Below are 11,804 nucleotides of genomic sequence, written 5' to 3'. Positions count from 1 at the left end.
AGGCGCTCCGCACCATCCCCGAGGGTGCGCGGGCGCGGGTGCGACCCGGGGCGTCCGGGTCCAGCTGGCGGGGGACGCGGGCGGCGGCGTCCCGGCGGTGGCGGTGCCGGCGGGCCGTGGCGGGCCCGCGGCCGGAGGCGGCGCGCAGGGCGGCCGACGAGTGCCGCGCCGCCCCGAGCGCGAAGAGGGCCGCGCCGACGACGCCGAGCAGCAGGTTCGGCTCGGCGCCGGAGAGCGCGACCCCGGCGAGGACGAGCGCGAGCAGGGACATCACCACCCCACCCACCCCGCTCCGCATGCCATCGACGCTACCAGCGCCGACCCACGTCACGATCCGCACAGCCGCCGGGGACCCCTGCCTGACAGCGCGTCAGGGAAGCACAACGTCGTGTCGGCCTCCGCCGGAGCGCGTCAGGGATCCACAGCGTCGGCCACGGCCCTACCGGAGAGCGTTATGGAGCCATAACGCTCTCCAGGGGCCCGCCAGAGCGCGCTATGGAGCCATAGTGCGGTCGGGGGGCGTGCCGGAGTGCGTTGTGGAGCCATAGTGCGGTCGGGTGGGTAGCGTCGGGGGGTGCCCGAGGGCGACACCGTGTACCTCGCCGGGAAGCGCCTCCACGCCGCGCTCGCCGGCCACACCCTCCTGCGCGGCGAGCTGCGCCATCCCCGGCTCGCGGAGATCGATCTCACAGGGGCCGGGGTGCTCGGGGTGGTGTCGGTGGGCAAGCACCTGTTCACCCGCTTCGACGACGGACGCAGCCTGCACAGCCATTTCCGGATGGACGGCTCGTGGCACCTCTACCGGCCCGGGATGCACTGGCGGCGGCCCGAGTACGAGGCGCGGGCCGTGCTCGAGGTCCCGGAACGGGTCGCGGTCGGGTTCGCCCTGCACGATCTGGAGCTGTTGCCCACCGCGGAGGAGGCCCGGCTCGTCGGGCATCTGGGGCCGGACCTGCTCGATCCGGCGTGGGGGCCGGCGCACGAGGCCGAGTCGCTGCGCCGGCTCGCGGCCCGCGGCCGTCACGAGCTGGGGCTCGCGTTGCTGGACCAGCGGGTGATGGCGGGCGTCGGGAACCTGTACAAGACCGAGATCTGCTTCCTGCTCGGGCTCTCCCCCTGGACGCTGGTCCGGGACACCCCCGACCTGCCCGCCGTGGTCGCCTGCGCGCGGAAGCTCCTGCTCTCGAACGCCGACCGCCCGGAGCAGACCACCACGGGCTCGATGCGTCCCGAGGAGGCGCACTGGGTGTTCGAGCGGGGCAACCGCCCCTGCCGCCGCTGCCGCACGAGGATCCGCGTCGCGGACCAGGGCGCGGGCATCTACGCGAGACCCGCGTACTGGTGCCCGACCTGCCAACCCGGCCCCCACCCCTGACCCGCGTTATGGATCCATAACGCGCCCAGGCGGCACTCCAAATCGCGTTATGGATCCATAACGCGATCTGCGGCACCCGACACCGACGTTATGGATCCATAACGCGCCGGCGGGCGCGGCCACCCGCCGGGCGCGGCGGGGAACGCGGAAGCGCCGCCCTCGCGGTGCGGGGACGGCGCTTCCGGGACGTGCTGGGTCAGGCGGTGCCGGGCTGCTGCTGCCCCTGCGGGGTGCTCTGCGGCGCGGCGGGGATCTGCGTGGTCGGCTTCTCGCCGCCCGTGATCGAGTTCCCGGCCATCGAGGCGCGGATCTGCTCGAGCCGGCTCGCGCCCGCCATGTCGACGGTCGCCTGCTGGACCTCGAGCATCCGGCCCTGGACCGAGTTCTGCGCGAGCTCGGCCGAACCGATGGCGTTCGCGTAGCGCTTCTCGATCTTGTCCCGGACCTCCTCCAGCGACGGGGTGTTCCCCGGCGCCGAGAGCTCGGTCATCGAGCGGAGCGAGGCCGCGGCCTGCTCCTGCATCTTCGCCTGCTCGAGCTGGCTGAGCAGCTTGGTGCGCTCGGCGATCTTCTGCTGCAGCTGCATCGAGTTGCGCTCGACGGCCTGCTTGGCCTGGGCCGCCGCGCCGATCGACTGGTCGTGCAGCGTCTTGAGGTCCTCGACCGACTGCTCCGCCGTGACCAGCTGCGTGGCGGTGGCCTGCGCCGCCTGCTCGTACTGGCCCGCCTTCTGCTCGTCGCCCTGCGACCGCGCCTGGTCGGCGAGGACGAGCGCCTGCCGGGCCGAGGCCTGCAGCTTCTCGATCTCCCCGAGCTGCCGGTTGAGCTTCATCTCGAGCTGGCGCTGGTTGCCGATGACGGCCGCCGCCTGCTGCGAGAGAGCCTGGTGCTGACGCTGTGCGTCCTCGATGGCCTGCTGGATCTGCACCTTGGGGTCCGCGTACTCGTCGACCTTCGACGAGAACAGGGCCATCAGGTACTTCCAGGCCTTCGTGAAACCGTTGGCCATCTGCTCCGCCTACCTCCAGGTCCGGTACCGCCGCTTGCGTGCGGACCGCGAAAATCCCCCCGCGACCGCCACGGTTGTGTGCTGCGCCCATCGTGGCATCGTGACGGCCGCGTCTGCCAGTCGTCTGCCATTCAAGGACCCAGGCCGCACGGACGATATCGGGGATCGTCCGGAGATCGCCGTCGGGGCGACCCGGAGCCAGGTTACCGGTCCGGCGGCGACTGCGTCGGGGAAGCCGGACGAACCGGACACAGGTCGTCCACAGAAGGTTCTCAGCAGGGCTTTCGCGCTCGGGAACTAGGCGGCCGACGCGACCGGGGTACCCGGCCGGGCACCGATCGGCGCACTGATCGGAGAGGCCCCGCGCACCGGCGCGAGCCGCAGGTCGGCGTGCCGCTGCCCGATCGGGACGAGGGTGTCCGTGCGGCCGACGAACTCGAGCTCGCGGTCCGCCCTCATCTCGCCGATCACCTCGGTGAGCAGGTCCGGCAGCGAGACGTCGAGCGCCTCGCAGATCGCGGCCAGCAGCTCGCTGGAGGGCTCCTTGCGGCCACGCTCCACCTCGGAGAGGTACCCCAGGCTCACCCGGGCGGCCCGGGACACGTCCCGCAAGGTGCGCTTCTTCAGGGTGCGGGCACGCCGAAGGCCGCCACCGATCGCCTCACGCAGCAGCAGAGCCATGCGCCCACCCTCTCCCTCTCTCCGTCCGCCGGACGGAGTGGTCCCACCGTACCGAGTCGGCGCCACCGTCGGCGGCGAAGCGCGATGTCCGTCGCGTCCGCTGTGGGCGAACAGCCACCCGGGGAGCGTCCGCCGGGCGGGCGAACACCCCTGCTAGCTGCGGCGTTGTGCGGCACGAGCGGCCGCGCGGAGGCGGACCGCGCGGGCGACGTAGTCCAGGCCCGTCGCCACGGTGAGCACCACGGCTGCGGCCATGAGCACCCAGCGGAGCCAGTCGACCGCGGGCACCTCGGGCAGCGGCAGCACGTACAGCCCGATCGCGACGATCTGGACCAGCGTCTTGAGTTTGCCGCCGGGGCTGGCCGGGATGACGCCGTGCCGGATCACCCAGAACCGCAGCAGGGTGACGCCGATCTCCCTGGCCATGATCACGATCGTCACCCACCAGGGCAGCAGGGCGAGGATCGAGAGGCCGATCAGGGCGGCGCCCATGAGCGCCTTGTCCGCGATGGGGTCCGCGATCTTGCCGAACGACGTCACGAGGCCCCGGCTGCGGGCCAGCTGGCCGTCGAACCGGTCCGTGATCGCCGCCACCGCGAACAGCAGCGACGCCACCAGCCGCCACGTCAGGCTCAGGCCGTCCGCGGCCAGCAGGGCGACCAGGAAGAACGGCACGAACACCAGCCGCAGGCCGGTGAGGACGTTCGCGATGTTGAGCAGCGGGGGCGCGTTGTCCGCCGGGGAGGCATGCTCCTCCGCCGGCACGGCACTCATCCCCGACCCGCCGGTTCCGGAGCCGGTCCCAGCGCCGACCCCAGGGCCTCGACGACCAGGTCGGCGCCCTCGGAGTCGATCACCTTCGCGCGCACGAACGTGCCCGGGACCAGGCCCTCACCGCTGGAGAAGACGCACTCGCCGTCCACCTCGGGGGCCTGGTGCGCGGCCCGTCCGATCGCGTCCTCGTCGTCCGACTCCGCGGTCTCCACCAGGACGACCACCTCGGAGCCGATCCGGTCCGCCGCGCGCTGGGCCATGAGCTCGTCCACCAGCGAGGAGATCCGCTCGACGCGCGCCGCGACCTCCTCGGCGTCGTGCTTGCCCTCGTAGCCGACCGCCTCGGTGCCTTCCTCGTCCGAGTAGCCGAAGACGCCGACGGCGTCGAGCCGTGCCTCGGTGAGGAAGGCCTCCAGCTCGGCGAGGTCCTCCTCGGTCTCCCCCGGGAACCCGACGATCACGTTGCTGCGGATGCCGGCGTCGGGCGCCAGCGCGCGGATGCGCTCGCAGAGGTCGACGAAGTCCGGCCGCGAGCCGAAACGGCGCATCCGGCGCAGCACGGCGTTCGACGCGTGCTGGAAGCTCAGGTCGAAGTACGGCGCGACACCGGGGGTGGTCGCGATGACCTTCAGCAGCTCGGGGCGGGTCTCCGCCGGCTGCAGGTAGCTCACGCGCACCCGGTCGATCCCGGGGATCTCGGCGAGCCGGGGCAGCAGCTCGGCCAGCGCGCGGGTGCCGCCGGGCAGGTCCTTGCCGTACGACGTCGAGTTCTCGCTGACCAGCACGAGCTCCCGCACCCCGTCCTGGGCGAGCCACGCGGCCTCGGCCAGCACCTCGTCCGGCAGCCGGGACACGAACGAGCCGCGGAAGCTCGGGATCGCGCAGAACGCGCAGCGCCGGTCGCACCCGCTCGCCAGCTTGAGCGACGCCACCGGGCCCTTCTGCAGCCGCGCCCGCGGGATCCAGCTGTGGCCGGGGATCACCGTCTCCGCAGCCTGGCGCTCGACCGGGGCGATCGGGAGCAGCGTGCGGCGGTCGACGGGGACGTGCGAGATCGGGGCGTGCCCGGCCAGCACGTCGCCGAGGCGCTCGGCCAGGTCCGGGTAGGCGTCGAAGCCGAGGACCGCGTCCGCCTCGGGGAGGCTGTCGGCGAGCTCCTTGCCGTACCGCTCGGCCATGCAGCCGACCGCGACGACCTTCGCCCCCCGGGCTTTCGCCACGTCCGACGCCGAGAGCACGGTGTCGATCGAGTCCTTCTTCGCCTGCTCCACGAACCCACAGGTGTTGACGACGATGACGTCCGCCTCGTCCGCCTCCGCCAGTTCCCAGCCGGAACCGGCGAGCCTGCCGGCCAGCTCCTCCGAGTCGACCTCGTTGCGGGCACAGCCCAGTGTCAGCAGGGCAGCGCGGCGAGGCGCGACGTCAGGGGAACCCACGGCCTACAGGGTAGACGCCGGGTCCGCATGATCTACGCTCCACCGCCATGGCAGCGGTGGCCGTCCGGCGGGCACGCACCGCGGACGTCAGGACGATCAAGTCCCTCGTGGACAACTACGCCGGCAAGGTGTTGCTGGCCAAGGAGATCGTGACGCTCTACGAGGCGGTGCCGGAGTTCCTGGTCGCCGAGCTCGACGGCGAGGTCGTCGGCTGCGGCGCCCTGCACGTGCTCTGGGAGGACCTCGGCGAGATCCGCACCGTCGCGGTGCATCCGTCGGCCCTCGGGAAGGGCGCGGGGCACGCGATCGTGTCGGCGCTGATCGCGGGCGCGCGGGAGCTGGGGCTGCGCCGGCTGTTCGTGCTGACCTTCGAGAAGCACTTCTTCGGCCGGCACGGCTTCGCCGAGATCGACGGCACGCCGGTGTCCCAGGAGGTCTTCGCCGCGATGCTCCGCTCGTACGACACGGGCGTCGCGGAGTTCCTGGACCTCGCCCACGTCAAGCCCAACACCCTGGGCAACACCCGCATGATGCTCACCCTCTGACCGACCGAACCCGCGAGTCGGCACGCGGGCGGAGCGCGCCAATGGGCAGAGCCGTAGGCCGAAACACACATCTGCGACGTCCGCGGGGCAGGATCGGGGGCATGTCGCCCGATGCTGTGGCCGCGGTCCGAGCCGGTGATGTCTCGACGCTGACCCGACTGCTGGCCGAGGATCCCTCGCTCGCCACGGCCCGGCCGGACGGGGCCCGGACCCTGCTGCACGTCGTCACGGACTGGCCGGGTGGGTTCCCGAACGGCCCGGAGGTGGTCCGGGTGCTGGTGGCCGCGGGTGCGGACGTGGACGCGCCGTTCGTCGGCGCCCACTCCGAGACGCCTCTGCACTGGGCCGCGAGCAGCGACGACCTGCCCGTCCTCGACGCCCTGCTCGACGCCGGCGCCGCGATCGACGCGACCGGCGGGGTGATCGCGGGCGGCACGCCCCTGTCCGACGCCGTCGCGTTCGGGTGCCGTGGCGCGGCGCAGCGGCTCGTCGAGCGGGGCGCCTCGATGCGTCCGGCCGAGGCCGCCGCGCTCGGGCTGCTCGACCGGATCCCCCCGCAGCTGTCGGCCGAGGAGCTGGACCTCTGCTTCTGGTACGCCTGCCACGGGGGGAGCCGGGCGGCGGCGGAGCTGCTGTTGCCCCGGGGCGCCAGGCTCGATCACCTCCCGTCCTGGGAGCGGTTGACGCCGCTCGACGCCGCCGAGCGGGCCGAGGCGTCATCGCTGGTGGAGTGGTTGCGGGAGCAAGGGGCGCACCGGGCTGTGGAGCTCGACCCGACGTCGTAGATGTGTGTTTCGGCCTCCCAGGACTGCCAACTCGCGGGACGGAAAGTGCCGACTCGCGGGTTGTGGGGTCGTTTAGCCTGGGGCGATGGGGGCGGACGGCGATCCCACCCGGCCCACGGGCGGGTCGGAGCTGGTGTGGGCGCGGCCGCCCGCGGCGCTGCGGCCGCTCGTCGACCTCTACAGCGGGTATCGCATGCCCGCCTCCGCGCCCGGCGTCCACATGGGGGTCCCCGGTGGGCACCTGACGTTCCTGCTCTGCCTCGACGGGACCGTCGACATCCTGCGGATGCCCGATCCGGGCCGCTCCCCCGGCTCGTTCAGGAGCATGGTCGGCGGGCTGCACGACTCCCCCGCGATGATCGCGACGGGGCCGGCCCAGACCGGGCTGCAGCTGCGGCTGACCTGGCGGGGTGCCCGGGCCCTGCTGGGGACGCCGGCGGGTGAGCTGCGGGGCGACGTCGTCGAGCTCGGCGACCTGATCGGCCGGCGGGCGGGGATCCTCGTCGAGAAGCTGGCCGAGGCGCCCACCTGGGCGAGCCGCTTCGCGATCCTGAACGCCGGGCTCGCCCGCCTCGCCACCGACGGCCGGCGCCCGGACCCGCGGCCCGAGGTCGCGCGGGCCTGGCAGCGCCTCGCCCAGACCGGTGGGACCCTGCGGATCGAGGAGCTGGCCAGGGAGGTCGGCTGGAGCCGGCGCCACCTCGCGCTGCAGTTCCGGGGCGAGACGGGGCTCTCCCCCAAGTCCGCGGCCCGGGTCATCCGCTTCGAACGGGCCTGCGACCTGCTGCGCACCTCGACGCGGCCCACGCTCGCCGACGTCGCCACCACCTGCGGCTACGCCGACCAGGCCCACCTCGCCCGGGACTTCCGCGAGCTCGCGGGACTCACCGCGACGCAGTGGCGGGCCGAGCGGACCTGACCCGGCCGGCACGCTGTGGAGCCTCGGCACCTGGTACGAGTAGCGGATGTTCCGGATCGCCTTCCACGCCCCCGAGATCCCGCCGAACACGGGCAGCGCGATCCGGCTGGCCGCGAACACCGGCGCGGAGCTGCACCTCGTCGAGCCCCTCGGGTTCCGGCTCGACGAGCGGGACGTGCGGCGGGCGGGGCTGGACTACCACGAGCTGGCCGACCTGCACGTCCACCACGATCTCGGCGCGCTGTGGGCGGCGATCGGGCCGGCCCGGGTGTACGCCTTCACCGCGCACGCGACGACCCTGCACACCGAGGTCGACTACGCACCCGGCGACGTCCTGCTCTTCGGATCGGAGTCGGTCGGCCTGCCCGCCGCCGTCCTCGACGACCCGCGGGTCACCGCGCGGGTCCGGCTGCCCATGGTGGCCGGATCCCGCTCGCTGAACCTCGCCAACGCCGCCGCCGTGGCCGTCTACGAGGCCTGGCGGCAGCACGGCTTCACGGGAGCTACTGCTGGAGAATCGCCTGCACGTCGAGGCTGATGTCGATCGTGGAGCCGACGACCGGCACCCCGCGGCTGACCATCTGCTGCCAGTTGAGCGTGAAGTGCTCGCGGTGCAGCTCCGCGGTGGCGACGGCGCCGGCGCGCTGGCCGTTCCAGTCCGCCAGGCCGAGGAACATCACGTCGAGCTGCACGTCGCTGGTCAGGCCGTGCAGCGTGAGATCGCCGTCGACGAGCCAGCGGTTGCCGGTGCCGCGCCGGAAGCGGGTGCTGGAGAAGCGCATCTGCGGGAAGCGCTCCACGTCGAGGAAGTCCCCCGACCGCAGGTGCTGGTCCCGGGCCTCGACGTTGGTGTCCACGCTGGCCGAGTCGATCACGACGTCCACGGCCGAGTCCTCGAACGGATCGGTGATCCGGATCTGCCCGCGGAAGCGGTTGAAGCGCCCGTACACCCGGGACAGGCCGATGTGCCGCGCCACGAACCGGACGGACGAGTGGTCCGAGTCGATGTCGTAGATCCCCGGCGGGGGCGGGGAGAGCGAGAGGTCCGGGGCCAGGGTGAGCGCGCCCAGCTCGGCGTGCTTGCCCCACTCGACCTCGACGGTGCCGCCGTTGCCCTGGTAGCCGCCGGCCTCGGCGCGCACCCGGTACTGGCCCGGGACGAGCGCCGCCGAGAAGTAGCCGAACGGGTCGGTGTCGGCGTGGGCGATGCGGGTGCTGGTGCGGTCGAGCACCGACACCTCCGCGCCCGCGAGCGGCCGCCCGTCGACGTCCTGCACCTGGCCGCTCAGCAGACCGCCGGTCAGCGGGATCGGCACCAGGGCGTTCCGGCCCCTGTCCGCGCGGCGCGGCCCTTTCGCACGCTTGCTCCAGAACATCCGTGACCCTCCGCCGTTCTCCGTGGCCCGGGCACGGGCCGCGCAACACCCTGCCAGATCAGGTCACGAAGAGGTGACGCCGAACGCGCGGTTGTGGCAGCCCCCACACGGAGCAGCGGGTACTTCTCACATCTCGGGGTCGTCCGGCTCCGGTGCGTCCCCACCGCCGCCGCGCATCAGCCAGATCACGCTGTCCAGCTCGTCCGGCTTGATGAGCACCTCGCGGGCCTTCGATCCCTCCGACGGGCCGACCACCCCGCGCGTCTCGAGCAGGTCCATCAGGCGGCCGGCCTTCGCGAAGCCGACCCTCAGCTTGCGCTGCAGCATGGACGTCGAGCCGAACTGCGAGGTGACGATCAGCTCGGTGGCCTGCACGAGCACCTCGAGATCGTCCCCGATGTCCGGGTCGATGTCCTTCTTCTCGCCGGACTTCTGCACCGTGACGCCGTCGAGGTAGGTCGGCTCGGCCTGCTCCTTGGAGAACCCGACGACCTCCGCGATCTCCTCGTCGGAGATGTACGCGCCCTGCATGCGGACCGGCTTCGACGCGCCCATGGGCAGGTAGAGCCCGTCGCCCATGCCGATCAGCTTCTCGGCGCCCGGCTGGTCCAGGATGACCCGCGAGTCCGTGAGCGACGACGTGGCGAACGCCAGGCGGGACGGCACGTTCGTCTTGATCAGGCCGGTGACGACGTCGACCGAGGGCCGCTGCGTGGCCAGGACCAGGTGGATGCCCGCGGCCCGGGCCTTCTGCGTGATCCGGACGATCGCGTCCTCGACGTCCCGCGGGGCCGTCATCATCAGGTCGGCGAGCTCGTCGACGATGCAGAGGATGTACGGGTACGGCCGGTACACCCGCTCGCTGCCCAGCGGCGCGGTGATCTCGCCGGAGCGGACCTTGCGGTTGAAGTCGTCGACGTGGCGGACCTTGTTGGCCTGCATGTCCTGGTAGCGCTGCTCCATCTCCTCCACCAGCCAGGCCAGCGCGGACGCAGCCTTCTTGGGCTGGGTGATGATGGGCGTGATCAGGTGCGGGATGCCCTCGTACGGCGTGAGCTCGACCATCTTCGGGTCGACGAGGATCATCCGCACCTCCTCGGGCGTGGCCCGGGTGAGGAGCGACACCAGCATCGAGTTCACGAAGCTGGACTTGCCGGACCCCGTGGAGCCCGCCACCAGCAGGTGCGGCATCTTCGCCAGGTTCGCGCAGAGGAAGTGGCCCTCGATGTCCTTGCCCAGGCCGATGACCATCGGGTGCGTCTCGCCCCGCGCGGTGCCGGAGCGCAGCACGTCGCCGAGCCGGACCATCTCGCGGTCCGAGTTGGGCACCTCGATGCCCACCGCGGACTTGCCGGGGATGGGCGCGAGGATGCGGACGTTGTCCGTGGCGACGGCGTAGGCGATGTTCTTGGACAGCTGGGTGATCTTCTCGACCTTGACGGCCGGGCCCAGCTCGATCTCGTAGCGGGTGACCGTCGGGCCCCGGGTGAAGCCCGTGACCTGCGCGTCGACGTTGAACTGGTCGAGCACGCCGGTGATGCGCTCGATCATCTCGTCGTTGGCCTGGGAGCGGAGCTTCGGCGCGGGGCCGACCTCCAGCAGGTCCGCGGGCGGGAGCTTGTACTCGCCCTCCGACACCGGCTCCCGGATCGCCATGGACATCTGCTCGCCCTCGGCAGGAACGTCCTCGGCGGGCGGGGTGGCGACGATCTGGGACGGGTCCGGGCGCTTCGGCCGCGCCTTGGGCGGGACCGGGACGTACTCCTCATCGGGCTCCGGCTCGGCGGGCGGCTCGGGCGGGGCCTCGTCGGCGAACGCCTCCGCGCTGGCGGCCTGACGGCGGCGGGCCGGGCGGCGCTTCGGCGGGGCCTCCTCGGCCACCGGCTCGTCCTCGGGCAGCTCCTCCGGCTCGTGCTCGTCCTCCCAGCCCTCGGGATGGACCTCCGGCTTGCCGAGCAGGCGGCGGAACCGGTTCGGCACCTCGCGCACCGGCGTGGCGGTGAGGACGAGGAACGCGTAGAAGCTGAGCAGCAGCAGGATCGGCACCGCGACCCACGGGGTGAGCCCGGTGGCCAGCGGCGTGCCCGCGACGTACCCGACCGCGCCACCGCCCGCGGCCCACTGCGCGGGCTCGTCCGGCGAGCCGGAGAACAGGTGCACCAGGCCGAGGACGCCGAGGGTGAGCAGCAGCGTGCCGACGGCGATGCGGGGCCGCGCCTCGGGATGCGCCGGCGTGGTCATCAGCACGATGCCCACCACCAGCAGGATGACCGGGAGCAGCACGCCGGCCAGGCCGAACACCGCCCCGACCGCCGCCGAGAAGCCGCGACCGACGGGCCCGCCCGCCTCCCACCACACGCCCGCCGCGGAGATCACGGCGAGCACGATGAACAACACGCCCAGCCCGTCGCGGCGGTGGGCGGGATCGATCTCCCGGGTGCGCCCGGCGGCCCGGCCCGCCGATTTCGTCATCTTGACGACGCCGCGGCCGACCGCGTCGATCCCCTTGTCGATCAGGTCGGGGCTCTTCTTGGCGGGCGCCTTCTTCGCCGGGGTCCGCGAGCGCGAGGAGCCGCGCGCGGACGAGCCCCGCGCCGTGGAACCGCGGGCGGCGGACCCCCGCGAGGAGGCCCCCCGTGACGAGGAGGACGACGACGAGGACGACGAGGACGTGCGGGAACGCGACGCCGACGAGCGGGAGCCGGACCCTCGACCGGAGCCGGCCGACGCCCACGCTCCCTCACTCGCGGCCCGCCCGGCCGTCCCTCGTCCTGCCATGTCGCCCACGGTAGCCGCGGACCCCGACGAAACCGGTGACCGACGCACCCCGGACGCGGGTGGTGCGCTGTCGGGCCGCTCACGCACCGCATCCATCAGTTACTCACGGTGCCCGGTCCTCCGGGG

The 11,804-nt window shown here is 72.9% G+C and carries 12 protein-coding genes; 5 read left to right on the top strand and 7 right to left on the bottom strand.

The window, feature by feature from the left end; translation table 11 throughout:
• Nucleotides 1-298: hypothetical protein (locus ABD324_RS02595; protein ID WP_344411889.1), on the bottom strand; the 298-nt coding region annotated here is incomplete at its 3' end.
• A gap of 276 nt (nt 299-574) precedes the next feature.
• Here ABD324_RS02595 and ABD324_RS02590 point away from each other — a divergent pair.
• Nucleotides 575-1,375, top strand: coding sequence for a DNA-formamidopyrimidine glycosylase family protein (locus ABD324_RS02590; protein ID WP_344411888.1), 801 nt, complete (start codon nt 575-577; stop codon nt 1,373-1,375).
• Between the two features lie 196 nt (nt 1,376-1,571).
• Here the strand turns inward: ABD324_RS02590 and ABD324_RS02585 are convergent, their stop codons facing one another.
• From ABD324_RS02585 to rimO, 4 genes are all read right to left on the bottom strand, one after another.
• On the bottom strand, nt 1,572-2,384 hold the full coding sequence (locus tag ABD324_RS02585; protein WP_344411887.1) for a PspA/IM30 family protein: 813 nt from the start codon (nt 2,382-2,384) through the stop codon (nt 1,572-1,574).
• A 297-nt stretch (nt 2,385-2,681) separates the two neighbouring features.
• Complete coding sequence (locus ABD324_RS02580; RefSeq protein WP_344411886.1) at nt 2,682-3,065, bottom strand: helix-turn-helix domain-containing protein; 384 nt, start codon at nt 3,063-3,065, stop codon at nt 2,682-2,684.
• 153 nt (nt 3,066-3,218) lie between these two features.
• Nucleotides 3,219-3,839 carry a CDP-diacylglycerol--glycerol-3-phosphate 3-phosphatidyltransferase gene (gene pgsA / locus ABD324_RS02575; RefSeq protein WP_344411885.1) on the bottom strand — a complete coding sequence of 207 codons (621 nt, stop codon included), beginning with the start codon at nt 3,837-3,839 and terminating at the stop codon, nt 3,219-3,221.
• Complete coding sequence (gene rimO, locus ABD324_RS02570; RefSeq protein ID WP_344411884.1) at nt 3,836-5,275, bottom strand: 30S ribosomal protein S12 methylthiotransferase RimO; 1,440 nt, start codon at nt 5,273-5,275, stop codon at nt 3,836-3,838. Before rimO ends, pgsA begins: the two co-directional genes overlap by 4 nt.
• A gap of 47 nt (nt 5,276-5,322) precedes the next feature.
• On the opposite strand from rimO, the gene ABD324_RS02565 reads away from it, so the two are divergent.
• The 4 genes from ABD324_RS02565 (at nt 5,323) to ABD324_RS02550 (ending at nt 8,062) form a co-directional block, all read left to right on the top strand.
• Nucleotides 5,323-5,820 (top strand): amino-acid N-acetyltransferase, encoded by a 498-nt coding sequence (locus tag ABD324_RS02565; RefSeq protein WP_344411883.1) that lies wholly within the window; start codon nt 5,323-5,325, stop codon nt 5,818-5,820.
• 101 nt (nt 5,821-5,921) lie between these two features.
• Nucleotides 5,922-6,605: an ankyrin repeat domain-containing protein gene (locus tag ABD324_RS02560; RefSeq protein WP_344411882.1), complete on the top strand. Its 684-nt coding sequence runs from the start codon at nt 5,922-5,924 to the stop codon at nt 6,603-6,605.
• Between the two features lie 85 nt (nt 6,606-6,690).
• A complete protein-coding gene (locus ABD324_RS02555; protein WP_344411881.1) occupies nt 6,691-7,524 on the top strand; it encodes a helix-turn-helix domain-containing protein in 834 nt (277 codons plus the stop codon).
• A 46-nt stretch (nt 7,525-7,570) separates the two neighbouring features.
• A complete protein-coding gene (locus ABD324_RS02550; protein WP_344411880.1) occupies nt 7,571-8,062 on the top strand; it encodes a tRNA (cytidine(34)-2'-O)-methyltransferase in 492 nt (163 codons plus the stop codon).
• On the opposite strand, the gene ABD324_RS02545 is transcribed toward ABD324_RS02550, so the two are convergent.
• Both ABD324_RS02545 and ABD324_RS02540 read right to left on the bottom strand, forming a co-directional pair.
• A complete protein-coding gene (locus ABD324_RS02545) occupies nt 8,028-8,900 on the bottom strand; it encodes a YceI family protein (protein WP_344411879.1) in 873 nt (290 codons plus the stop codon). The two genes, ABD324_RS02550 and ABD324_RS02545, sit on opposite strands and share 35 nt — an antisense overlap.
• 126 nt (nt 8,901-9,026) lie before the next feature.
• Entirely contained in the window at nt 9,027-11,678 is a 2,652-nt protein-coding gene (locus ABD324_RS02540) for a DNA translocase FtsK (RefSeq protein ID WP_344411878.1), read from the bottom strand.
• Between the last annotated feature and the right edge of the window lie 126 nt (nt 11,679-11,804).

The sequence above is a fragment of the Pseudonocardia ailaonensis genome, assembly GCF_039531635.1.
GTDB lineage: Bacteria > Actinomycetota > Actinomycetes > Mycobacteriales > Pseudonocardiaceae > Pseudonocardia > Pseudonocardia ailaonensis.
The sequence above is the reverse complement of the archived record's forward strand: the minus strand, read 5'-3'. Positions and strand labels throughout refer to the sequence as shown.